This is a genomic window from Flavobacterium sp. (genome assembly GCF_044361015.1).
Taxonomy (GTDB): domain Bacteria; phylum Bacteroidota; class Bacteroidia; order Flavobacteriales; family Flavobacteriaceae; genus Flavobacterium.
In genome coordinates, this window is record NZ_JBIKJL010000002.1 from 95,504 (window position 1) to 120,390 (window position 24,887).

Here is a 24,887-nt window from a genome sequence, read left to right on the forward strand (position 1 = left end):
CGGTTCTATTTGTTTTGTTCGTCTAACATTTCTTTAACTATTTTCATATCGTCAAAATGATGACGCACTCCTTTTATTTCCTGATACGTTTCATGTCCTTTTCCGGCAATTAAGATAATGTCGTTAGGTTGAGCTAATTGACAAGCAGTTTTAATCGCTTGTTTTCTATCTAAAATTGAAAGTGTTTTGCGGTGATTTTGAGGCTCCACTCCTTTTTCCATTTCCAATAAAATTAATGTTGGATCTTCACTTCTTGGATTATCAGAAGTAAGGATAACTTTATCGCTCAAAGAAGTGGCAATTTTTGCCATAATCGGACGTTTAGTTTTATCTCTATCGCCTCCGCACCCAACAATTGTGATTAATTGCTCATTTTTGGTTCGAATATCGTTGATAGTTCCTAAAACATTTTCTAACGCATCAGGTGTGTGGGCATAGTCAACAATAGCTGTGATTTTGCTGTCAGAGACAATAAATTGAAATCTACCGGAAACGCTTTCTAATTCCGATAACAACCGTAAAACTTCCAAAGTATCAAGGCCTAATTCTACAGCAGTACCGAAGATAGCCAATAAATTATAGGCATTAAAAGTTCCTACTAACTTGACCCAAACCTCATTCCCATTTATTTTTAACAACAATCCGTTTAGTTGATTTTCTAAAATTGTTGCCTTGTAATCAGCATATGATTTTAAAGCGTAAGTGAGTTTTTTTGCTTTTGTATTCTGCAACATTAAAGTGCCATTCTTGTCATCAGAATTGGACAAGACAAAAGCAGTTTTTGGTAAAAAATCAAAAAAAGACTTTTTTACATCACGATATTCTGCAAAAGAGCTATGGTAATCCAAATGATCATGCGAAAGATTGGTGAAAATACCGCCGGTAAAATGCAGAGCTTCTGTGCGTTTTTGATGTATGCCGTGTGAACTCACTTCCATGAAACAATATTCAACTCCTATTTGTTTCATTTCATTCAAATAATGATTGATAGTCAATGAATCCGGAGTAGTATGTGTAGCAGGATATTCCGTTTCATCCACCAAAATCTTCACTGTTGAAAGCAAACCTACTTTAAAACCGGCTTTTTTAAATAATTGATATAATAAAGAGGCAATAGTTGTTTTTCCATTTGTTCCAGTAATACCAACTAATTTTAAATTTTGTGATGGATTATCATAAAAATTAGCCGCTAAAAAAGCAAGTGCTAAATTGGTATCTTTTACCAGAATATAAGTTACTCCATTAACAATAAGTTCAGGAAAAGTATCACACACAATTACGGAGGCTCCTTGATTCAATGCTTTTTCAATAAAATCATGTCCGTTTGAAATTGTCCCTCTAATAGCCACAAAGACATCATTTAATTCCACTTTTCTGGAATCAAATTCGATTTTATTGATAATAGCTTCCGTTGAACCTTTCACTGCTTCAATGTTAACTTTATATAATATGTCTTTTAGCGTGATCACGATAATTCTAAAATAATTGTTGTATTATTTAATAAGGGTTGCCCGGGTTGTATGGATTGTCTTTTTACTTTTCCTATTCCGATAACTTTTACTTTTACTTTCAAATTTTCCAAAAGTGCAACAGCATCCATTCCCGGCATTCCATGAACATTAGGAATAGTTTGCATATTTTTTGATGAGTTTGTAAAATAGGTTTCATAATTTTGATCCTGAACCAGATTACTTTTCTCTAAGTTTTTGATTTCATTGGTGGAAGGAACATCGGTGTAAACTTTTTGAGCAATTCTTTTAAATACCGGTCCAGAAACTTCAGCGCCATAATATCCTTTCGATTTACTTGGTTTATGCACCACAACAATACACGAGTATTTTGGTTGATCTGCAGGAAAATAACCAACAAATGAGGAAGCATAATACAAATTCACTTTGTCTGAATACCCCATCTGAGCCGTTCCGGTTTTCCCGGCCATTGAAAAATCTTTGGAATACAATTTAGAACCAGTTCCCTTTTTAACAACATTTTCTAAAACAGCTTTTAATTTATTAATCGTTTCTTGTGAAGCTATTTTTGGATTAATCACTTCTTTATCAAACTTTTTAATGGTTTTATTCCATTCTTTAATTTCTTTAACAAAAAGAGGTTTGACCATTTCACCGTTATTAGCCACCGCATTATAAAGCGTTAACGTTTGAAGCGGTGTCATGGAAACTCCATACCCGTAAGCCATCCAAGGCAAGGTTGTACCATACCAATTTTTTGCTCCAGGTTGTGGAACAATTGGTTTGCCTTCACCTTTTATTTGTAAACCAAGTGGCTCGTGGAGTTTCATCCGTTTTATGTGATCTACAAATTTTTGAGGATTGCTTTTATAATTGTTATAAACCGCTTGAACTAAAACGGTATTGGATGATAATTCGAATGCTCTTCCAAGTGAAATTTTACCATAACCCCCTTTTTTAGAATCACTTACTTTTCTGTTGTAAAAAGATAATTCTCCCCCTCTTGAATCATAAACACTACTGGTATCGGCCAATTTATCTTCAAAAAGAGCAATTAAATCAATCAATTTGAAGGTTGATCCCGGCTCATGTGATTCGATAACAGCATAATTAACAGTTTCGGTGTAATTCCCATCTTTGTCTCTTCCTAAATTAGATATGGCTTTTACTTCGCCGGTTTTGGTCTCCATTACCACTACACAACCGTGCTCTGCTTCGTAATATTCTAACTGCTTCAACAAGGCATGATGAGCAATATCTTGAATATAAACATCGATGGTAGAAATAATATCATAGCCATCTTGTGGTTCTACTTCATTTTCATCACGAATAGGCTTCCACTGTCCTTTGGCCATTTTTTGCATCAACCGCTTACCGTCTTTCCCTGTCAAATAATCTTTAAAAGCCCATTCAATTCCTTTTCCATCCGGTTTTCCATCCGGTTTAATTCTTTCGTAACCAATAGTTCTTTCTGCTATTAACCCTATTGGATACTCACGAATGGTTCTTTGTTCAGTAATAATTCCACCTTTATAAGCTCCTTTGTTAAACAATGGAAAGCTTTTTATCTTCATGTATTGCGTATAACTCAAATTTCGGGCAACCAAATAATACCTGTTTTTATCCGCCCTAGCTCTCAGCAATTCCGTTTTATAAAATTGGTTGGGTTTTCCTAAAAGTTTGGCTAAAGAATCACAAAGCGGTTGCAAATTTTTATCAAAATCTACTTTATTTGGAGCGATTGCATCAAATCGAACTTTGTAATTTGGAATAGAAGTTGCCAACAAACTACCATCTGAAGAGTATATATTTCCTTTATTAGCTTGAATAACAAAATTTTTAACACTTCTTTCTTTCGCTAATTTTCGATAATATTCTCCTTCTACCCATTGGATATTAGTCAATTTAACAGTAATAGCGATTGCCAACACTAGAATGGCAAATGCTACTAAATAAATTCTGTAAGAGATATGTTTATCTTCTACTGCCATATTTTTTCTGTCAAGGTTTTCTCATTAGGTTTAGCTACTTTTATTTTTGTTGGGGGCACTGTGGAGGGAAAAATTCCTTTTTCTTCCATTTTTTTGGATATGGTGCTTTCCATTTTTAATTTCATTAATTCAGATCGTCGGTCAACGAACTCGGAACGCAATTCCTTCACTTCCTTACTCATTTTAACAATTTGAAATATTTTTTTTTCATACCAATGTATGTTGGCAATCATAATCATGGCTAAAGCAATTAGAAAAACAATGAATTTCCAGTTTTTAGCTGCATCTTCATTGATTAGAAATTTTGCTTTTAGTATGTCATAAATTCCGGCTTTCATTTATTTCTTTTCAGCTAATCGCAACTTTGCACTTCGGGCTCTGTTGTTGATTTTTATTTCTTTGTTATCAGGTACTATCAATTTACCGACGGCCTTAAAGGGAACAGAAAAATTTCCAAAAAAATCACGTTCCGGTTCTCCTTCAAAAAGACCATTCTTCATAAATCGTTTCACTAATCTGTCTTCTAACGAATGGTAGGAAATGACACTCAATCTCCCTTCCGGCTTCAAAACATCTAATGCTTGAACTAAAAACTCTTTCAACACTTCCATTTCCTGATTCACTTCGATACGGATTGCTTGATAAATTTGTGCTAATATTTTATGACTTTTGTGAGCCGGTAAAAACCTTGACAATATTTGTTTAAGCTGTTCTGTATTTTTTATAGGAGAATCTTTTCTGGCATTTACGATGGCATTTGCAATAGCTCCGGCATTAGACAATTCTCCAAACTCCTTAAATATTTTTTTTAATCGAACTTCTTCGTATTCATTGACCACTGTAAATGCATTTAAGCTATCTTTTTGATTCATTCGCATATCGAGTTCCGCATCAAATCGGGTTGAAAAACCACGCTCAGCTACATCAAATTGATGAGAAGAAACGCCTAAATCTGCTAAAATTCCATCCACTTCTTTCACACCATAAAAACGCAAGAACCGCTTAATATTTCTGAAATTCTCATTAATCAACTTAAAACGTTCATCCGGTAGAGCATTGGCTAACGCATCTTCATCCTGATCGAAGGCAAACAGTTTTCCATTAGGCCCAAGATGATTTAAAATTTCTTTAGAATGGCCTCCACCACCAAAAGTCACATCGACATAAATACCATCAGGCTTAATATTCAAACCCTCTACGGATGCTAGTAACAGAACCGGATTATGATATTCCATTGTCATCGTTATTTACATTCCCCATAACATCTTCAGCCAAATCAGCAAAATCAATAGTTGCATCATCAATTGATTTTTCATATAAATCTTTATCCCAAATCTCCACAATATTTACAGCCGATGACAACACAATATCTTTCGATACAGAAGCAAAAACAACCAAATCTTTTGGAACCAAAAGCCTTCCCAAAGCATCAATTTCAACGATTTTTACTCCAGCAGTAAACCTTCGGATAAAATCATTATTCTTTTTTACAAAACGATTAAGCTTGTTCACTTTATTCATCAAAACATTCCATTCCGCCATGGGATACAATTCTAAACAAGGCTGAAAAACAGAGCGTTTCAATACAAAACCATCTTGCAATGAAGAAGCCAATTGCTTTTTTAAAGGAGCCGGCAAAAGTAGCCTTCCTTTAGCATCAACTTTACATTCATATGTTCCTACAATGGTATTCAACGGGTTACGGTTTTCGTGGTTTGATAGCAAATATAAAAAGTTTTTACCACAATTTACCACAAAATACCACTTTGTTAATAAGTTTTACCACTTCGTTACCCCTTACATTTAAAAATCATTTGCTGAATTTTTACATTTTATTTAACAATCCCTTTAGAAATATTAGGTTTGCAATAAAAAATATAACGTATTAACAAAAAGAACATGCTTATATCCTCTTTTTTAGTAGAGAGGATTGCCTTTTTTATCTATACAAAATTGTTGATAATTAGAATTTTAGAAACTCCTATTTATTTTTTGACAGATCAACCTAAATTCCTCGCAAATAAACTTTCGTATACTTCTTTTTTATAGATAAAATCATATATTTGTGAGAAATAGAAAGAGTTCATTTTAAATGGAACAACGTTTTAAAAAAGAGGAAAAGTATACTTATTTTGAATCGGGAGAAGGTATTCCGATAATTGTTTTGCATGGTCTTATGGGAGGATTAAGTAATTTTGGCGGAGTGGCTGATTTTTTTCCGAAACAAGGGTACAAAGTTGTGATTCCTGAACTTCCTTTATACACTCAAAACATTTTAAAAACCAATGTAAAAGCCTTTGCAAGATTTGTAAAAGATTTCATCACTTTCAAAGGATTTGACAAAGTCATTTTATTAGGCAATTCCTTGGGTGGACATGTCGCTTTATACCATACAAAAATGTATCCTGAAAAAGTTATTGGCATGGTACTAACCGGAAGTAGTGGATTATATGAAAGTGCCATGGGTGATACTTATCCAAAACGTGGAGATTATGAATACATTAAACTAAAAACTCAAGGTGTTTTTTATGACCCGGAAATGGCCACTAAAGAAGTAGTTGATGAAGTATTTAATATTGTTAACGACCGTATTAAAGTAATCAAAACACTTACAATTGCTAAAAGTGCTATTCGTCATAATATGGCAAAAGATTTGCCTAAAATGACTATTCCAACTTGCCTTATTTGGGGTAAAAATGACAAAGTAACCCCGCCGGAAGTTGCAGAAGAATTTCATAAATTACTTCCAAATTCAGATTTATATTGGGTAGATAAATGTGGTCATGCCGCTATGATGGAACATCCAACTGAATTTAACCGGATATTATTAGAATGGTTGCAAAAAGCTAAATTTTAAAAAGTCCGAATGGACTTTTTTGTTTTTAAATTAATTCTATGAAAATTACAACAGCCGAATTTATCATCAGTAATTCTGAAGTAAGCAAATGTCCGAAAGACCCTTTGCCGGAATATGCTTTTATTGGTCGTTCCAATGTTGGAAAATCATCTTTGATTAACATGCTTACCAATCAGAAAAGCTTGGCAAAAACCTCTTCAAAACCAGGAAAAACTCAGCTTATTAATCATTTTAAAATCAATAATAATTGGTTTTTGGTTGATTTACCCGGTTATGGTTATGCTAAAGTTTCCAAAAAATCAAAAGATGTATTTCAGAAATTTGTAACTGATTATTTTGAGAAAAGAGAACAATTGGTTTGTGCTTTTGTACTAATAGACATCCGACTCGAGGCTCAAAAAATCGATTTAGAATTTATCACTTATTTGGGCGTAACGGAAGTTCCTTTTTGCATCATTTTTACCAAAGCAGATAAAATAGGAAAAACAAGAATTCAATCGCATATCACGGCTTACAGAAAACAAGTTTTAGCCAGTGGCTGGGAAGAAATGCCACAACATTTTGTAACCTCTGCAACTGAAATGACTGGTAAAGAAGAATTACTTTCTTTTATTGACAATATCAATCAAGAAATATTTAAAAACAATTTGTTATAAAAAAAGGTTAGCAAATGCAAACCTTTTTTATGAAGAATAAGTATATCTTAATTATGCGTTTTTAATTCTAATTTGAAAAATCCGGCATCTTCCATAATATTTCCAACCTCATCATTTTGAAGTGGAAGAACTATCATCATCACTACAACTTATTATTCCAAATAGTACAAAAGCTATTGCAAATTTTGTAATTTTTTTCAAAAATAAATGTTTCATTTTTGTTGAGCGGCAAATCTACTCTTTATTTTTTCAATTCCAGTTTTTCAGCAAAATAATCACAAAAATCACGCATGGTATCACCCATTTTATCCTCTCCGGTAGCTTTTTGCAAAGAATCAGCCATTGCCAAAAGTGTATGATGAAAAAAAACTTTCATTTCATCTACAGGCATTTCTTTTGTCCATAAATCGATTCGCAAAGATTCTTTAGATTTAGCATCCCAAACCGATAACATAATTGCTTTTGTTTCTTGGTTTACAATGCCTCCGTCTTTGGCAGTCCAATGCATTTTTTCAGGGATTTTATTATCGTCTAATTCAATATCAAATTTGATTTCGTATTTACTATTTGCCATTATTTTTTTGGTTTATATTTTGAACGTGTGAATATTTCTTTGGCATCCATCGCCATTAAATCCGCTAAAGACACTTCATTATTTTTCATAAAAGAACGCACAATTTGCCATCCAATCCAAACTCCGGTTCTTCCTGGAGATTCATTATCAATTTCGAGATAAAATTTAGAAAAAGGTGCCGGTGCAATAAATCGCTGAATTAATTTACTGTCAGAATCATATAAAAGATTGTCTTCGATAAAATAACGCCAAATTTCATTTTCATTTTCTTCACACCAAATTTGTTGTTCTTTTGAGTAACCCATTTTATCAAAATCTTCAACATTCGGAAGCAATAAATCTTTTAAATATTGCTCTTTTCCAAAATAAATCATTTGAGCTAAAAAGCTTTTATCTCTAGGTTGGGCAATTACTCGGGTTGAAAAATCAGTAACTATGTCAGGCATAATTTGAGAACGTTCGAATGTTTGTCTGAAATAATCAGGGAATTCATAAAATTTATGCTCCTTCCCCAAATATAAATCCAATGAAATAATTAATAACGAATCGGTATAAATAACTTTGTTTTGATAATCCATTTCAGAAATCACTGTGGTAATTTTTTGAGGTAATTTTTGAGTTGGAAAGTAATATTTTATATGACGGAAAACGTCTTCAATTTCAGTCTGAACCGGTTGAAAGTTGGCGTATTCTTTTTGAACTTCATCATACAACTCACGGTACAACGGATTTTTAATTTTATTAATAAAAATACTGTCCGGATATTGTGTTGGGAAAAAAGCAACATATTTTTTCCTCATTTGTTGAAAATCAGATATCGGTGTTTCATAAAACACTTTATCAAAACGTTCAATGGTCAAGCTAAGCGGAATTTCTTCAACCTCTTTTTCAACTATTGATTTTTTATCACATGAAATGAAGAAAATGAGCAAGGCAATTAAAAGATATTTTTTCATTCTATGAGTTGCATTATGATAAGATTAATTCGTCCTGAAAAATCAAATGGTTTTTATTATTTTTACATACTAATTTTGGTTTGCAAATATACAGCACCAAATGGTATAACTTAAAAATATGACAAAAAAAAATACTTCTCTACACGTGGAAAAAGTGAATGAGCACATTGTGCAATGGTTAAAAAACTATGCTTTAAACGCAAAAGTAAACGGATTTGTTGTGGGAGTTTCCGGCGGAATAGACAGTGCTGTTACTTCCACTCTTTGTGCTCAAACCGGATTAAAGACTTTGTGCGTGGAATTACCCATTCATCAAGCAGCATCACATGTGAGTCGAAAAAAGGAACACATAGCTCAATTAAAAAAGCGTTTTTCAAATGTTGACAGCATTTGTATTGATTTAACAGAAACCTTTGAGCTCTTTAAAAAAACGGTTCCTTTTTCAGAAAACGAAGCAAAATTTAATTTATCTCTTGCTAATACCAGAGCAAGATTACGGATGACAACCCTATATTATTTAGCAGGTATTCATGGTTTGTTAGTGGCCGGAACCGGAAATAAAGTAGAAGATTTCGGCGTTGGTTTTTACACAAAATACGGTGATGGCGGAGTAGATTTAAGTCCGATTGCAGATTTAATGAAATCAGAGGTATATGCTTTAGGACACTATTTAAAAGTTCCGGATTCCGTTTTAAATGCTGCTCCAACCGATGGATTATTTGGAGATCACAGAAGTGACGAAGACCAATTAGGAGCCAGTTATGACGAATTAGAACAAGCCATGAATGCTGTTGAAGCAGGAAAAACGGCCGCTGATTTTAAAGGAAGAGATTTAGAGGTTTTTAACATCTATAATCGGCTAAATTCTGCTAATAAACACAAAATGAATTCTATACCGGTATGCAAAATTCCCAATGAATTAAGACAAATCTAAAATTTTTCTTAATTTTTTTTGTCAGAAATACATTCCATTAGAAAAAAATGTAGTATCTTTAACTGCCCTAAATAATTGATAATCATTTTTCAACCAAAATACCACTTAATATGATTAAAGTTTGTTTAGCCGATAACCAACCCGTTGTACATTTCGGGGTGAAATCGTACTTTAAAGACCATGCAGAAATAAGTGTTGTAGGCCACGTTGGTAATTACAACATGATTTTAGACATGCTTAAAATTAAACCTGTCGATATCTTAGTTTTAGATTTAGAGTTAGAGGGTTTAACCAGTATTAATCTGGTCAAATACATTTTAAAAGAATTTCCGAGCACAAAAATTATTATCTTCAGCAATTTATCTGAAAATATTTATGCTCCAAACTCTTTAAAAGCAGGTGTTTCTGCTTATTTACACAAAACATCCAAATTAGAAACCCTTGGCAATGTAATTGTGAAAGTTCATAATGGAGCCATTATATTTAATGATACCATTAAGAAAAATCTAGCTTTAATTGCTAAGCAAAATAAAAGTGAACGTCTGTATCGCAAACTTTCTAACCGTGAAATTGAAGTTCTCCGCTTTTTAAGCGATGGTAAAAAGAACAACGAAATCTCTAAAATTTTAGGATTGAATGAAAAAACAATCAGTACCTATAAATTGCGATTGCTCACTAAATTGAATGTGACTAACTTGGTTGACTTAGTTAACAAAGCAAAAACACTGGAGATTGTATAAAAATACTTAGAAAAATGTCTCAAAAGTTATTATTTTGGGGCATTTTTTAATTTTAAAAATTGGTATCTACTTTAAATCGAATTTATCAATAATATACATTTTTTTAATGCCATTCATTTCTTCGATAGATTCTGAAATTTCCAATGGATAATATTTTTGAAGTATAGTTTTATACTTTAGAACCGGATGATAAAGTGATTTAATGTTTTCGGTAACCCATAATTCTTTTGTTTGCTTTTTTGAATTCACAAAAGAAATTTTGAATTTTTACATCTAATTCATCTTTGAAAATTATTTCAAAACTAATTTTTCTAGTTCATACTTAATGACAGATCCTTTTAAAACCTTATTAGATTCTTCTATTTCCAACGGATAGTATTTGTCTAAAATAATTTTGTACCAAACTATAGGATGAAAAGAACATTTTATTCTATCAGTTACATACATTGTATATTCTGTTGTTAGGTTTCGCAAAAATTCGGGCATTTCTTCATCATCTACATTATCCTGTGCTATTACAAGAATTTTAAAACACTCAATATCGTGAATAATTTTCTTTTCATTTCTAAATTCATTAATTGTCAACTCTTTGTCATTTTTATATTTATAAGGAGTATTGTTATAATAAGCAGTTGTTGAATCAATTTTTGCCAAGTAATGAAATGTGCTTTTATTTGTATTGATTATTCTGTAATCACCATCAATTTTGTTATTTATGGTTACGTAGGATACTATTAAAGAATCCTGAAATTTAAAATGATTGAATTCATTGTTAGAAATAAACATTTCAGAAGACATCATTTCTAAAAAAGGATTCAAAGAATCTATTTTTTGATTCATTTCTTCTAGATTAATATCTTGATTTTGTTCTTTGACTTCTTCTGTTATAGAATTCTTTAATTCAACGATTAATTTTTCATTAAAATCTTTCATCGATTTACTTAACAAATCTTTATCATTTGTTGTTGATTTTTTAAAAACAACTTCTTTTATTTCAATAGGTTTATCTTTTAAAATTTCTTTTTGGGGATTACAAAACAAAAAAAGGTTAGTTAATATAAGTAAAAAAAGTAGTTTTATTAAAGTTTGATAATTATATTTTTTCATGTTTAAAAGTATTTTCCATAAACTTGTTCTCTTTCTCTTCCCGGAGCTAATTGCAAAAAGATTTTTTTCATGATAAATATAGTAATTGGTTAATAAATCTTTGTTTGGCGGTTATCATTTATCATAAAATGTAACTCTTGACAATTTTATGATTTTATTTTACACAAATCAATCCCTACAAATGGGGATTTTTTATTATAATTTAAAAATAATAAATTTTTGGTTTAACTCTACTATTCAGCACAAAAAAATCCTGAAGCAAAAACTTCAGGATTAGTTTGATTTTATCAGCATGACCAATTATTTGTCCTTGACTTATTACCATGGAATATATTCCTTTCAAATTTAAATTCATTTTATAAAACAAAAGCAATTTGAAATTAATAACCAACAGTACCTTTTTCTCTATACTCAGATTTGGCAATTGAATCTAAATATTTGCTGTTATAAAGTTTTAAACAATGTGATAAATAATAATTTTGACCTTCTTTATAGTCATCAAATTTATACTCTACTTCACCTATTTTTTTACAATGTTCAAATGCTATTTTTTTTGAATTTTTATAGCTCTCTAAATGTAAATTAAAATCATCATAACTATTAAATAATTCCTTTTTAGAAATTATCTTAATTAACGAGTCACCATAAGAACATTTCAAACAATTAAATAAAACACTTTCCTTAAATATAAAAACATAATTTTCCTCTTCTTTTTGAACTTGATTTTTTTCGGTTATAATGTTTTTATTTAAGCTTTTACACGAAAATAAAAATATACAAATTAAAAATGATACTTTTTTCATATGTGATCTAATTTAAAACCCAAATATCTATTCTTTGAAAATTTGGCATTTGATAATTACAACCTCCTAAACAATCCGCACAGGGTCGTAAAATATCAGGATGATCAATAATTTGTTCTTTACCTCTTACTATGGAAAATTTTATATGCATTATTCGCTATTGAATCAAGTTCTTTACTTTTATAGTAATTTAGACAATTGAATAAAATAAAATTTTTCGTTTTCAATTTTTCTTCTCCTGAGTCTATTTTAATATATACATCAGGCATATCACTAATGATTTTTTTTCCTTTCTCTCTTGCATTATCTATGGTTGAAAAATCTAAATCAGAATTTGGATTAAACAAATCTTTCTCCTTCAAAATGATTCTTAAACTATCATTACCCACACCTTCTTTAATACATCCATAAAATACTTCATATTTGTAACTGTTTATCCAAAAATCTTTTGATTTATAATCATATGAAAAACAATCTCGCTTATTTGAGCTACATGAACAAGTAAGTAGAATTACTAAAATAATATTATATATTTTCATTTTAAATAAAGTTTAATTATTATTCTAAAACCCATATGTCAATAAAATCTATTGGTGCAGGAGGTGTGTCCAGAAAATGACAACCAAAAACACATAAACCGTCTTGAATTAAATCAGCATGACCAGAGGCCCATTGAGGATTAGTGGAAACCATTGAATAAATTCCCTTTAAACCAGAGACTAAGCCAGGAAAATTTATACCATTTTCTCCTCCTTCACTACCATCAATATGAATATGATTTTCATTATAAGGAGCAGAAATTGTTGCTGGATTTGTGCCAAATGTTTTCTTCATCCACTTATTCAATGCTTTGGCATTTAAAAAGTAATACATCTCGTCATTTCCTTGAATTGTCCCAGGATTATTTGCAGTTGTAGTAATTTGCGGGATTGTTATTCCAGAATAATTTAATGCTCTTGAAACTTTTAACGCACAATACCCTCGAGATAGACTTGGATAATCATTATAAGCTTGTTGTACTGCTCCTCCAACTATTAGCACCAAATCTGCACCGTTATCTCTAGGATATGCCAAATCAAAATCATCCCATGTTGGCAAGTCTTGCTGAGGGAAACTTAAATTTGGATTCTCCCAAAAAGTTGCGTCATAAAAAAAATCCTGACCCTCCCTTGGAGTAAAAAACCAATTAATCATTCTTTCAGATGTATAAATTGTAGGGTTTTGAATGGCTAAAACAATCAACTCCCTAGCAAAATCTTGATTGCCACCTTGATTTACAAACTCTTCTATCAAATCCTTTATTTCATCTGACGCACCTTGAGGATAAGGTTTTGTTAGCCAATTTTTTAAATCTGTAGGCAAATTAAACACAAAATTCATAAATGCAGAAGAAGGCTCAATTATTCCAATACCGTCAGCTGGTGGACAAGGGTCTCCATCACCTGTGTCTCCATCTGACTCGGTGTTATAATTTTCATTTTTCCCTGTCTTATACAATTGTACAAATGCTCCATTACACGAATCTACTAAATATGTCGCTCCTTTAAAAGGTCCATTACACCCAGCATAGCTTCCATCATGTCCACCTCCCCCGTTACATTGTATTATTACAATCAACCATCCACAGTCAAACTGTTCTCCTCCTCCACCTCCCGGGGTATCATTACCGTTATTAAATCCACCCCCTGACACAGGATTACTGTCATTAATACTAGAATCATTAGGTATTGTAGAAGTCTCTGATCCACCATTTTGGATATCATCCCCTGGATCAATTGTAACCTCTGGACATGGAAAAGAATTTGTTATTACTGTACTATTAATTGTCCCTTTAAACTGTGCGATACTTTTAATTTTATTATAATAATCCTCTTTAAAATCTTCTGCCATGGTAAATTCTAAAAGAGTCACACTTTCTTTTTCTTCAAAAACAGAATAAACTAGATTGAAAAATTTACTGTCTGAACTTAAACTGGAATTTACTAAATAGGTATAATTTGTTACTCCATAATCATTGGTAATTTCAAGCACTTTAGTCAAATCTACTTCACCAATTGCAGTACTTAACGTTGTGAAATCATACGAATCATTTTTACCAAATGGTTTGTTAAGTTTTGAAGCTAACTTGGAGGAAATATGTCGAGATTGTTTACTATCTAAATACCTAACTTGTTTTTTGGTAACAGGAAGTTCTTTGCCAAATTGTTTTAAAACAACTTCCTCTGTTTGGCAGGAAATAACCAAAGAAAAAATAGAGAGCAAAAAAAGAAAAAATATTTTTGTAGTGAAATTTCTCATGTGCTGTAAATGTAAAAATTAAAAATAATATTTTGATTAATCTTGTTAAAATTGCAAAAAAACATTCTCACAATTTTTCTGATTAAATCAACATAATTTTAACGGTTATGGAAAATAAAAAATCCTGAAGCAAAAACTTCAGGATTAGTTTGATTTGGTATTATTTTAACCTCTGAAAAAATATTAGTCATCGTTTTAACTTTTTTACGATTATGATTACTGAAATTATCAACAAAAACAATATTGCTAAATAAAAATAACTTATCAAATATTATGTTTCATATAAATTTAGAGTGAAAAACAAATCTTCATTAAAAAACAAATACAATGATAATAAACAAGTAACAAAAAATAAAAAAATTAATTTTTTTATAACTTTCATTTTATAGAGCATTCAAACAATCACTAAAAAATTATTATTTATTTAATCTCTAACTATTTTAGGACTATTTTTATCATTCCTCTTTTTGAGTTTTTCTATTTTAATCCCTTTACATTTACACTTTTTAATTTTATACATTAGTTCTCTTGATACATAATAAAACTTTTTATTATCAGTATTTCGAATTAAATATATTTCTTCTTCGTGCAAATTAATTTTTGCAATATATTTTCCATTGACATAATCCGTTATTTTTCCGTCAATTAATCTATCTTTAACTTTATCACAATCTATAATACTATCTTTTGATACTAAAGTTTGACTATAAAGGCTGATACAACCTATAGTAAAAATTATAAACAAAATTTTCTTCATCAATTCAAGTTTGATTAATTAGCTTTTATAAATACTACATCATGATTTTCATCAAATTCAAAATAGCCTCCTTGGTAGATAGCTTCAAACAATTCTCCTAAATCTTCATCATTATTTCCTTGCATCAAACCATCAAAATTAAAATCTTCAAAATGTACAAGTTCATGTAAACAAACACTAAAAACTATCAGCCCATTTAACAATTGAACTTGAGAATCATTTTCTCCATTTTGATTTGTTAGATTTTCCAAATATTGTACCAAATCTATGTCAATAAATATTTTATCAGGATATAAAGGATTGAACATACCTTTGTATTGAGTTCCATCAGGTGCATTTCCTAATTGGACTACATTAATTTCAGCCCCTCTTCCCCATGTTAGATGTTCTATTATGGTTGAATTTGATTGACCTGTCAAATCAGAGATAGTATTAATCAAATTATTATCATTTCTTAAGTATTCCATGTAATCTTTAACAAGTGATGTAAAATTAGGATATAGTGTTGCGTAATTACTATTAGGAGGATATTTGAAAAAAGGTTTGGAGGAAATTAAAGTTCCTTGTAGGGCTGAATCAATCAACTCCTCCGCAAATGCTAAATCCGCATTAGCAGAATTTACATAATTCTCAATCATATCTTTAATTTCATCTGACGCACCTTGAGGATAAGGTTTTGTTAGCCAATTTTTTAAATCTGTAGGCAAATTAAACACAAAATTCATAAATGCAGAAGAAGGCTCAATTATTCCAATACCGTCAGCTGGTGGACAAGGGTCTCCATCACCTGTGTCTCCATCTGACTCGGTGTTATAATTTTCATTTTTCCCTGTCTTATACAATTGTACAAATGCTCCATTACACGAATCTACTAAATATGTCGCTCCTTTAAAAGGTCCATTACACCCAGCATAGCTTCCATCATGTCCACCTCCCCCGTTACATTGTATTATTACAATCAACCATCCACAGTCAAACTGTTCTCCTCCTCCACCTCCCGGGGTATCATTACCGTTATTAAATCCACCCCCTGACACAGGATTACTGTCATTAATACTAGAATCATTAGGTATTGTAGAAGTCTCTGATCCACCATTTTGGATATCATCCCCTGGATCAATTGTAACCTCTGGACATGGAAAAGAATTTGTTATTACTGTACTATTAATTGTCCCTTTAAACTGTGCGATACTTTTAATTTTATTATAATAATCCTCTTTAAAATCTTCTGCCATGGTAAATTCTAAAAGAGTCACACTTTCTTTTTCTTCAAAAACAGAATAAACTAGATTGAAAAATTTACTGTCTGAACTTAAACTGGAATTTACTAAATAGGTATAATTTGTTACTCCATAATCATTGGTAATTTCAAGCACTTTAGTCAAATCTACTTCACCAATTGCAGTACTTAACGTTGTGAAATCATACGAATCATTTTTACCAAATGGTTTGTTAAGTTTTGAAGCTAACTTGGAGGAAATATGTCGAGATTGTTTACTATCTAAATACCTAACTTGTTTTTTGGTAACAGGAAGTTCTTTGCCAAACTGTTTTAAAACAACTTCCTCTGTTTGGCAGGAAATAACCAAAGAAAAAATAGAGAGCAAAAAAAGAAAAAATATTTTTGTAGTGAAATTCTCATGTGCTGTAAATGTAAAAATTAAAAATAATATTTTGATTAATCCTGTTAAAATTGCAAAAAAACATTCTCACAATTTTTCTGATTAAATCAACATAATTTTAACTTTTAATTTTAATAAAAATAATCTTTTTACTAGGTATAATCCGACCGCATTCGACCGATTCGGCGGGTGATGCTTACTTTAAGCTTATTGTAATCATTAATCATGGTGATGATTTCTTCCGTTGAAAGTTCCGGAGTTTCTTCTTGCATTTGCAGCATTAATTCCCGATTCAATTTATTAATAAGGTATTCTCTGAAAGTTATAATCGTTTCAGAAACCAATCGGGAAAGTATTTCTAAATCATCTTTTTCTTTTACAAAAACCTGTTTTTTATCAATCCAACCATGCAATTGGTATTTTTCGTCATTCATTACTATATCTGTAACAATTTCGGCATGTTCCGGAAGCAAGTTATTGAGGTAATGATTTTTATCTAATGTTTCATTTTGATGATATTGAGAAACTAAATCAACATAAATGGCATTGAAAACAGGATTTGCCAATTCAATTTCATCTTCTTGTAAACTTAAATAAATCCGTTCATAAATTTTGTGCTTTACTTTTTCAATAGTTTCAATTTCTTTTCCGTTTTCATCAAATTGAATAAAGACATTTTCAAAATCCACTTCATGATGACCATACAATAACAAAATTTCAAGAATCGTTTTTTCTAATAACGTGATTATATCTACTTTGGAAAGTACTGCTGCTGTTTCATTCTTGACAACTTCAAATACTTTTTGTTCCTGTTTGAATTTTTTATTGGCTTCTGATAAATCTTTTTGAGCCATTTGAGCTAAAGTACTGAACAGCACTTCTTCTGAAATATCCATAATTCGGGCACATTCCTGGATATAAATCTCTTTTTTAATTCGATCCGGAATTTTAGAAATGCTTGTCACCATATCCCTAATCAAATCCGCTTTTTTGATTGGGTCATTTTTGGCATCCTTCATTAACAAAGACGCTTTGAACTGAATAAAGTCTTTTGAATTTTCTTCTAAATACTTTGCCAATTCTTCATAAGGTGTTTTTTTGGCAAAACTATCCGGGTCATCCCCATCAGGAAAAGTACAAACTTTTACGTTCATCCCTTCTTCCAAAATCAAATCGATTCCACGAATAGAAGCTCGTAAACCCGCAGCATCACCATCAAAAAGGACAGTAATATTTTTTGTTAACCGATTAATTAATCGAATTTGATTTGGTGTTAATGCCGTTCCTGATGAAGAAACTACGTTTTCAATTCCGGCTTGATGCATTTGAATAACATCGGTATAACCTTCCACCAAAAAACAATTGTCGAGTTTTGCGATGGATTGTTTGGCATGAAAAATTCCGTAAAGTACATTACTCTTATGGTAAATTTCACTTTCGGGAGAATTCAGATATTTGGCGACTTTTTTATCATTCGTCAAAATTCGACCACCAAAACCAAGCACTCTTCCCGACATACTTTGAATGGGGAACATAACACGACCTTTGAATCGGTCAAATTGCTTGTCTTCACCAACAATGGTGAGTCCGGTTTTTTCAAGAAATTCTAATTTATAGGCTTTTCCGAGAGCTTCTTTTGTCAAAGCATCCCACGTATTTGGTGAATACCCTAAATTGAATTTTTTGATAGTTTCATTTGAAAAACCACGTTCTTTAAAATAAGACAAACCAATTGCCTTTCCCTCTTCTTCTTCCCACAAAACATGTTGAAAATACTTACTCGCAAATTCAGAAACCAAATACATGCTCTCTTTTTCATTGGCAACCAACTTATCTTCGTCGCTTGAAACCGTTTCTTCAATTTCGATATTGTACTTTTTTGCTAAATAACGAATGGCTTCCGGAAACGAAAAATGTTCGTGTTCCATCAAAAAAGTAACTGAATTTCCGCCTTTTCCGGTGCTAAAATCTTTCCAAATCTGCTTTACCGGGGAAACCATAAAAGACGGCGATTTTTCGTTCGAGAAAGGACTCAGCCCTTTCATATTACTTCCGGCACGTTTCAGTTGCACAAAATCACCAATCACCTCCTCAACACGGGCGGTTTCAAAAACTAAATCGATGGTATTTTGTGTAATCAAGTAAAAAAATTAAGATTTCAAAGTTACAAAGTTTTTAAATAGAAAACCCTTTCAAAGAAGAAACTCTGAAAGGGTTTAAAAAAACTAATTCAAGTAATTAATTAAAATCGAAACGCAATCCTAAAGAAACGTTGTTTTGATCTACCGGATTATTTTTAAACAACTCATTCAAGTTGTATTTAACATAAATGGTTGTGTCACGATAACCCACATAGCCACTCAAACCGTATACAAAAGTATTGACATTGAAATCACCTTTTTGTTTATATTTGATTCGAATATCATCTTCTTCCCATCGTAATTTTTGAGTTGTTTGGAAATTTAAACCCGCAAATCCACCGATTCCTAATCGTGCACTTCTGTGCGATTTAAATCGGGTTACTCCATCATCGCCGATCGATTTTGGTGTAAAATCAAACTCTAAATGCAAAGGCAATACAATCATGGAATTTCTAAATTTATTTTCACACAAGTCATGGTCTTCAAATGTTTGCAATTCGGTTACATCTCCATTTTTTACATAATAACGATTGTCGGTGGCTCTCAAATTATTGTACATCACTGACAATCCGTATTTTAAGTGTAGCAGATTATGGTTTTTCATCAAACGGGTGTTCATCGTAAATCCCCATTCAAAGAAATTAGAACCCCATGTTTTAAAGTCGCTGTTTTCCAGCGAATCAAAATCGCCATCGGTTATTAAATTATTCATACCAAAAGCAAAAACAAATTGAGAAGTAGTTCTTTTTTCTGATTTTGATATAGATATTTTCTTTAATATACTTTTCATATCTTTTATGATATCTTTAGAATCCGTTACTGTATATATTATTTCGTATTTTTTTCCATTGATTTCAATACTATCTTTTTTAATACCTTTTGTTTTAGGATTAAATTCTCCATTAACTTGATCTTTTACTAACTGATCGAGTTTTGCTTGTTCTTGAGCCACTCGTATTTCAATGCTTCTAGCTCGTTCTTCTGCCGCTTTAATTTTTCGTTCGTCTGCAACAGTCGGAGAAATAGTGCCGGCTTCAAGTAATTTATTAATTTCTTCCACTTCTTTTTTCAAAGCCTCTTTTTCTTCGGCTGTGATTCTTGAAATATTTTGAGCGATTACTTTCGCTTTTTCTTCAAAAGTACTTTGGCTATACATTTGGGTAACAAATGAGCATAAAAGTACGGCTACATAAAAAATAATTTTTTGCATAATTTTAAAATTTAAATGTTCTTATTGATTGATTTACTCGTAATTTCGATTAGCCAACGTTGACTTAACCGAATTGTATTTTTTATTAATCGATTGAATAACTTTGTCTCTAAATGTTTCCTCAACTTCTTTTTCTGCCGAAGAAAGTAAAGCATTAGCATCTACTTTTACAGATGGATTTTTTGAAAGTGTTGGTATTTCAAATTTTTCTCCTGTTTCGATTTCAGCCAGAAGTGATTTTGTATTGACGTATTTATTTATTGCTTCTTTTGACTGATTTTCAACGATTACTTCTTCTGTTTTGGAATGGTTATCTAATAAAAAATCTTTCTTGGGATTGATTGCAACAGGTTGTTCCTCCATTTTTTTCTTTGATTGATTTATTATGGCTACTTCTTTCTGATTTTCTTCGGATGAAATAGTATTTTCTTTTTCGTTCAGATTTTCAACTTTTTCTGTTTCGTTTTCCAAAACAATTGGGTTAGACGGAATTACATTTTCAATAGGTTTTTCTTTATTCAATATAAAAATTCCAATCAATGTGAATCCAACAAAAACAGCCGCAAAAGAAAGCCATTTAAAATTTCTTTTTGGTTTTTGTTCTGTAACAGAGAGCATCGCATCTAAACGATCCCATGCATTGGCTGACGGTTGAATTGTTCGCTGATTCAACTTTTCTTTCATTTGTTTTTCTATATTATTCGGTTCCATTTTCGTAATTTTTTAATTTGTTAATCTGATTTTGAAGCATCTTTCTGGCGTGAGATAATTGCGATTTGGATGTTCCTTCATTAATTCCTAACATTACTGCTATTTCCTGATGTTTGTACCCTTCTATTGCATACAGATTGAAAATCATACGGTAACCATCCGGTAAACCATCAATGAGAAACTGAATATCATCAACCGAAAATTTGCTTTCAATATCATTATGCCTTTCCTCAAAAAAAGCTTCTTCTTCGATGAATTTGACTTGTTTTTGAACTCTTATAAATGAAACACATTCATTAATCATGATTCGGCGAATCCATCCTTCAAAACTTCCCTTGTGTTCAAAATTTTTAAGATGTGTAAACACTTTCATAAACGCTGTAATCATCACATCTTCTGCCAACTGAAGATCTTTGATATATTGCCGGCAAACACTCAACATTTTTGAAGAATACTTAGTATATATCTGTTGTTGTGCAAATCGATTTTGGTCGATTGCCATTTGGATAATAGTTTGCTCCTCTTGATGTAAGTTGATTACCTTCATAAAAATGTTTCAAGCAATCGGGAAAAAACACAAACTTCAACCGATTTCTATAAGTATAGACGACAGTTGTCTCAAAATCGTTGCATGTAGGTATAGAAAAAAGAAAAAATAATTTCAAAATTAGCCTTTACTGATTGATTATCAATAATATATGAAAATTATTTTTTTCGCTCAATGACGTAATTTACCATTAATGTTAAGGCATCTTTATAGTCGGAAGCCGGAAAATCATTTAAAATTTGATGAGCTTCTTGTTGAAACTGTACCATTTTTTGTTCGGCATAAGCCAAACCACTGTTGTTTTTGACAAAAGCGATGACTTCTTTCACGCGTTTTTTGTCTTTATTGTGGTTTTTTATGGAGTTGATTAACCAACTTTTTTCTTTAGAAGAACAATTATTCAACGTATAAATTAAAGGAAGCGTCATTTTTTGCTCTTTGATATCAATCCCCGTTGGTTTTCCGATAGATTCTTCGGTATAATCGAACAAATCGTCTTTAATTTGAAAGGCCATTCCAATCAATTCACCAAATTTTCGCATCTTTTCAACTACTTCGGTATTTTCAGGAACAACAGAACAAGCACCTAAGGAACAACAAGCCGCAATTAACGTTGCTGTTTTTTGTCGGATGATTTCGTAATAAATGTCCTCAGTAATATCTAAACGACGGGCTTTTTCAATTTGAAGTAATTCGCCTTCACTCATTTCACGGACGGCGACAGATATTATTTTCAATAGATCAAAATCGTTGTTATCAATCGAAAGTAACAATCCTTTGGACAATAGGAAATCGCCAACTAAAACCGCAATTTTATTCTTCCATAAAGCATTGATGGAGAAAAAACCTCTGCGACGGTTGCTATCATCTACCACATCATCATGCACTAAGGTTGCCGTATGAATTAATTCAATCACAGAAGCACCACGATACGTTCGTTCATTTACATTTCCGCCTGAAACCATTTTTGCAGTTAAGAAAACAAACATCGGACGCATTTGTTTGCCTTTTCTGTTTACAATATAAAAAGTGATTCTGTTGAGTAAAGCGACTTTTGAAGACATCGAATCGTAGAACTTTTGTTCGAAAAGTTCCATTTCTTTGATGATGGGTTGTTTAATTTGTTCGGTGATTTTCATGAAAGTCCAAAGATAGGCAGAATGTTAGAAAATCACAACATACTACTGTTAGGAAACCGATTCGTTTTTGTTAGCTAATTGTCCGCAAGCTGCGTCAATATCTTTACCACGACTGCGACGAACTTTAGCAATTACACCAATCTTAGCCAAAGCAGTGACATAATTTTCCAAAACCGCATCTGAGGCTTGCTGAAACAAACCGTCGTCAATGGGATTGTATTCGATTAAATTGACTTTACATGGCACATATTTACAAAACTTAACCAGAGCATCAATCGATTTTTTATCATCATTGATTCCTTTCCAAACCACATATTCATAGGTGATTTTGCTTTTGGTTTTTGAATACCAATATTCCAGACTTTCACGTAAATCTCTTAATGGAAAATTTTTAGAAAAAGGCATAATTTCCGAACGAATTTCGTCATTAGCTGAATGCAATGAAACGGCTAATTTGAATTTCACTTCATCATCTGCCATCTTTTTTATCATTTTGGGAATACCTGATGTAGAAAGTGTAATTCGTTTAGGCGACATTCCCAATCCTTCCGGCGAAGTAATCATTTCAATCGCTTTGAGCACATTGTTGTAATTCATCAACGGCTCACCCATTCCCATAAAAACAATATTGGAAAGTGGCCGATCAAAGTACAAACGGCTTTCGTTATCGATGGCAACTACTTGGTCATAAATCTCATCCGGATTGAGGTTTCGCATGCGTTTCAAACGAGCTGTTGCACAAAAATTACAATCTAAACTGCAACCCACTTGACTTGAAACACAAGCCGTTGTTCGAGTTGGCGTTGGAATCAAAACGCTTTCCACCACCATTCCGTCATACAAACGTACAGCATTTTTCACAGTTCCATCTTCACTGCGTTGCATTTGATCGACTTTGATGTGATTAATCACAAAATTATCTTCAAGCATTTGACGGGTTTCTTTAGAAATATTAGTCATATCATCAAATTGATAGACTTTTTTACTCCACAACCATTCGTAAATCTGATTACCACGAAAGGCTTTATCGCCTTGAGAAAAAAAAAATTCTCTAAGTTGTTCTTTAGTTAATGCCCTAATGTCTTTTTTGGTGGTATTCATGGTGCAAAAATAGGAAGTATTTGTGGATTAGGTAAGTTAATAATTTGTAATTTTGACCAAAATAAATTTTATATGCATTTCCTCTCCGAAGATTTAGAAGATTACGTTGCCTTTCATTCGCAAAATGAGCCTGAATTATTAGCCCAACTAAACAAAGAAACATATCAGAAAATTTTACTGCCACGCATGTTGAGCGGTCATTTTCAGGGAAGAGTTTTAAGTATGTTATCTAAATTAATTCGGCCAAAAAATATTTTGGAAATTGGTACTTATACCGGTTATGCTACCTTATGTTTATGTGAAGGTATGCAGGAAAACGGAATGGTTCACACCATTGATATTAAAGAAGAATTAGTAGATTTTCAACGAAAATATTTTGATAAATCGTCTTGGGGAAATCAGATTGTGCAACATTTAGGCGAAGCGATTGACATCATTCCCAAGATAGAAACAACATTTGATTTAGTTTTTATTGATGCAGACAAAGAAAATTACCTCAATTATTACGAATTGATTGTGCCAAAAATGAATAAAGGTGGCATTATTTTATCTGACAATGTTTTATGGTCAGGAAAAGTAGTTGAACCCTTAAAAGAAGGAGATTTAAGTACACAAGTTCTTTTGGAATACAACAAACGACTCAAAGATGACATTAGAGTGGAGACGGTGTTATTACCTATTCGTGATGGCCTAACTGTTAGTCGGGTTCTTTAATTCAACGGGAAATATTTCGCTTGAAAAAGAATGTAAATTCTATAAAAAAGTGTTCCTGTAAAAAGACCAAAAATATAGCCTGCTAAAATATCACTTGGGAAATGTAATCCTAAATAAATTCTGCTATAAGCGAAAACCAAAGGAAATAGAAATAACAACAATCCAAATTGATAATATTTTCTGAAAATCAAAAAAAAGAAAGTTGTAGAAGCCAAGGAATTCGAAGCATGACCTGAAAAAAAACTATGAGAAACGCGTTCTTGAACGACTCGAATATACTCTTTTACGGCCGGATCATTACAAGGCCTAAGTCGTTCAAAACTAAATTTAAACAAATTTGTTATTTGGTCAGTTGCTAAAATGAGTAACGCGAGAAAAAGCACAAAAAAACCAAATTGTTTCCATCCAATTTTTTTAATTAATAAATAAAATAATACTGCAAAAAAGGGAGCCCAATACAATTGTTTGGTAATCACTAGCCAAAATCCGTCCCACTGTTCAGAGCCTAGGTTATTGAGAAAAAAAAGTGCTTTTTTATCGATTTCAATTAATTTTTCCAA

Annotated in this window: 26 protein-coding genes; 5 read left to right on the forward strand and 21 right to left on the reverse strand. The window is 31.7% G+C overall.

Translation table 11 applies throughout. From position 1 onward, the window contains the following. Window positions 1-5: 5 nt before the first annotated feature. The 5 genes from ACIQ2Z_RS01550 to mraZ are packed head-to-tail and all read right to left on the reverse strand — an operon-like array spanning window position 6 to window position 5,155. Window positions 6-1,469, reverse strand: a complete 1,464-nt coding sequence (locus tag ACIQ2Z_RS01550) for a UDP-N-acetylmuramoyl-L-alanyl-D-glutamate--2,6-diaminopimelate ligase (protein WP_396182406.1) — start codon at window positions 1,467-1,469, stop codon at window positions 6-8. Continuing rightward, complete coding sequence (locus tag ACIQ2Z_RS01555) at window positions 1,466-3,460, reverse strand: penicillin-binding protein (RefSeq protein ID WP_396182407.1); 1,995 nt, start codon at window positions 3,458-3,460, stop codon at window positions 1,466-1,468. The genes ACIQ2Z_RS01550 and ACIQ2Z_RS01555 overlap by 4 nt, the downstream gene beginning before the upstream one ends. Further along, window positions 3,451-3,798, reverse strand: coding sequence for an FtsL-like putative cell division protein (locus ACIQ2Z_RS01560; protein WP_396182408.1), 348 nt, complete (start codon window positions 3,796-3,798; stop codon window positions 3,451-3,453). Before ACIQ2Z_RS01560 ends, ACIQ2Z_RS01555 begins: the two co-directional genes overlap by 10 nt. Then, window positions 3,799-4,707, reverse strand: a complete 909-nt coding sequence (gene rsmH / locus ACIQ2Z_RS01565) for a 16S rRNA (cytosine(1402)-N(4))-methyltransferase RsmH (protein WP_396182455.1) — start codon at window positions 4,705-4,707, stop codon at window positions 3,799-3,801. After that, window positions 4,682-5,155 carry a division/cell wall cluster transcriptional repressor MraZ gene (gene mraZ, locus ACIQ2Z_RS01570; protein WP_396182409.1) on the reverse strand — a complete coding sequence of 158 codons (474 nt, stop codon included), beginning with the start codon at window positions 5,153-5,155 and terminating at the stop codon, window positions 4,682-4,684. The genes rsmH and mraZ overlap by 26 nt, the downstream gene beginning before the upstream one ends. 397 nt (window positions 5,156-5,552) lie before the next feature. Between mraZ and ACIQ2Z_RS01575 the strand changes: the two genes are divergently transcribed. Both ACIQ2Z_RS01575 and yihA read left to right on the forward strand, forming a co-directional pair. Then, window positions 5,553-6,317: an alpha/beta fold hydrolase gene (locus tag ACIQ2Z_RS01575; RefSeq protein ID WP_396182410.1), complete on the forward strand. Its 765-nt coding sequence runs from the start codon at window positions 5,553-5,555 to the stop codon at window positions 6,315-6,317. A 38-nt stretch (window positions 6,318-6,355) separates the two neighbouring features. Continuing rightward, window positions 6,356-6,973 (forward strand): ribosome biogenesis GTP-binding protein YihA/YsxC, encoded by a 618-nt coding sequence (gene yihA, locus ACIQ2Z_RS01580; RefSeq protein WP_396182411.1) that lies wholly within the window; start codon window positions 6,356-6,358, stop codon window positions 6,971-6,973. Window positions 6,974-7,214: 241 nt separating this feature from the next. Here the strand turns inward: yihA and gldC are convergent, their stop codons facing one another. Further along, window positions 7,215-7,547: a gliding motility protein GldC gene (gene gldC / locus ACIQ2Z_RS01585; RefSeq protein ID WP_396182412.1), complete on the reverse strand. Its 333-nt coding sequence runs from the start codon at window positions 7,545-7,547 to the stop codon at window positions 7,215-7,217. Next, window positions 7,547-8,503: a gliding motility lipoprotein GldB gene (gene gldB, locus ACIQ2Z_RS01590; protein WP_396182413.1), complete on the reverse strand. Its 957-nt coding sequence runs from the start codon at window positions 8,501-8,503 to the stop codon at window positions 7,547-7,549. Before gldB ends, gldC begins: the two co-directional genes overlap by 1 nt. Before the next feature lie 118 nt (window positions 8,504-8,621). On the opposite strand from gldB, the gene nadE reads away from it, so the two are divergent. Continuing rightward, window positions 8,622-9,437, forward strand: a complete 816-nt coding sequence (gene nadE / locus ACIQ2Z_RS01595; protein ID WP_396182414.1) for an NAD(+) synthase — start codon at window positions 8,622-8,624, stop codon at window positions 9,435-9,437. Between the two features lie 110 nt (window positions 9,438-9,547). Continuing rightward, window positions 9,548-10,177: a response regulator transcription factor gene (locus tag ACIQ2Z_RS01600; RefSeq protein WP_290860388.1), complete on the forward strand. Its 630-nt coding sequence runs from the start codon at window positions 9,548-9,550 to the stop codon at window positions 10,175-10,177. A gap of 66 nt (window positions 10,178-10,243) precedes the next feature. Here ACIQ2Z_RS01600 and ACIQ2Z_RS01605 read toward each other — a convergent pair whose 3' ends face one another. The 13 genes from ACIQ2Z_RS01605 to rlmN all read right to left on the reverse strand — a co-directional run bounded on the left by ACIQ2Z_RS01605 (window position 10,244) and on the right by rlmN (window position 23,613). Further along, complete coding sequence (locus ACIQ2Z_RS01605; protein ID WP_396182415.1) at window positions 10,244-10,426, reverse strand: hypothetical protein; 183 nt, start codon at window positions 10,424-10,426, stop codon at window positions 10,244-10,246. A gap of 42 nt (window positions 10,427-10,468) precedes the next feature. Beyond that, complete coding sequence (locus ACIQ2Z_RS01610; RefSeq protein ID WP_396182416.1) at window positions 10,469-11,218, reverse strand: hypothetical protein; 750 nt, start codon at window positions 11,216-11,218, stop codon at window positions 10,469-10,471. Window positions 11,219-11,664: 446 nt separating this feature from the next. Further along, on the reverse strand, window positions 11,665-12,087 hold the full coding sequence (locus ACIQ2Z_RS01615; protein ID WP_396182417.1) for a hypothetical protein: 423 nt from the start codon (window positions 12,085-12,087) through the stop codon (window positions 11,665-11,667). A 119-nt stretch (window positions 12,088-12,206) separates the two neighbouring features. After that, entirely contained in the window at window positions 12,207-12,626 is a 420-nt protein-coding gene (locus tag ACIQ2Z_RS01620; RefSeq protein WP_396182418.1) for a hypothetical protein, read from the reverse strand. A gap of 19 nt (window positions 12,627-12,645) precedes the next feature. Then, a complete protein-coding gene (locus tag ACIQ2Z_RS01625; protein WP_396182419.1) occupies window positions 12,646-14,349 on the reverse strand; it encodes a T6SS effector amidase Tae4 family protein in 1,704 nt (567 codons plus the stop codon). Window positions 14,350-14,809: 460 nt separating this feature from the next. After that, window positions 14,810-15,142, reverse strand: coding sequence for a hypothetical protein (locus ACIQ2Z_RS01630; protein ID WP_396182420.1), 333 nt, complete (start codon window positions 15,140-15,142; stop codon window positions 14,810-14,812). A 14-nt stretch (window positions 15,143-15,156) separates the two neighbouring features. Continuing rightward, a complete protein-coding gene (locus tag ACIQ2Z_RS01635; protein WP_396182421.1) occupies window positions 15,157-16,749 on the reverse strand; it encodes a hypothetical protein in 1,593 nt (530 codons plus the stop codon). Between the two features lie 167 nt (window positions 16,750-16,916). After that, window positions 16,917-18,905: a DNA primase gene (dnaG, locus tag ACIQ2Z_RS01640; RefSeq protein WP_396182422.1), complete on the reverse strand. Its 1,989-nt coding sequence runs from the start codon at window positions 18,903-18,905 to the stop codon at window positions 16,917-16,919. Window positions 18,906-19,002: 97 nt separating this feature from the next. Then, complete coding sequence (locus ACIQ2Z_RS01645) at window positions 19,003-20,115, reverse strand: hypothetical protein (RefSeq protein ID WP_396182423.1); 1,113 nt, start codon at window positions 20,113-20,115, stop codon at window positions 19,003-19,005. A gap of 33 nt (window positions 20,116-20,148) precedes the next feature. Beyond that, entirely contained in the window at window positions 20,149-20,826 is a 678-nt protein-coding gene (locus ACIQ2Z_RS01650; protein WP_396182424.1) for a hypothetical protein, read from the reverse strand. Next, window positions 20,813-21,373, reverse strand: coding sequence for an RNA polymerase sigma factor (locus ACIQ2Z_RS01655; RefSeq protein WP_396182425.1), 561 nt, complete (start codon window positions 21,371-21,373; stop codon window positions 20,813-20,815). The genes ACIQ2Z_RS01650 and ACIQ2Z_RS01655 overlap by 14 nt, the downstream gene beginning before the upstream one ends. Before the next feature lie 158 nt (window positions 21,374-21,531). Then, on the reverse strand, window positions 21,532-22,512 hold the full coding sequence (locus ACIQ2Z_RS01660) for a polyprenyl synthetase family protein (protein ID WP_396182426.1): 981 nt from the start codon (window positions 22,510-22,512) through the stop codon (window positions 21,532-21,534). A gap of 48 nt (window positions 22,513-22,560) precedes the next feature. Beyond that, window positions 22,561-23,613 carry a 23S rRNA (adenine(2503)-C(2))-methyltransferase RlmN gene (gene rlmN / locus ACIQ2Z_RS01665; RefSeq protein ID WP_396182427.1) on the reverse strand — a complete coding sequence of 351 codons (1,053 nt, stop codon included), beginning with the start codon at window positions 23,611-23,613 and terminating at the stop codon, window positions 22,561-22,563. 72 nt (window positions 23,614-23,685) lie between these two features. Between rlmN and ACIQ2Z_RS01670 the strand changes: the two genes are divergently transcribed. Continuing rightward, the gene (locus ACIQ2Z_RS01670; protein WP_396182428.1) at window positions 23,686-24,327 is read left to right on the forward strand and encodes an O-methyltransferase; all 642 of its coding nucleotides are present in this window, start codon (window positions 23,686-23,688) and stop codon (window positions 24,325-24,327) included. Here the strand turns inward: ACIQ2Z_RS01670 and ACIQ2Z_RS01675 are convergent. Further along, window positions 24,324-24,887: a phosphatase PAP2 family protein gene (locus ACIQ2Z_RS01675; protein ID WP_396182429.1), complete on the reverse strand. Its 564-nt coding sequence runs from the start codon at window positions 24,885-24,887 to the stop codon at window positions 24,324-24,326. The genes ACIQ2Z_RS01670 and ACIQ2Z_RS01675 overlap by 4 nt on opposite strands.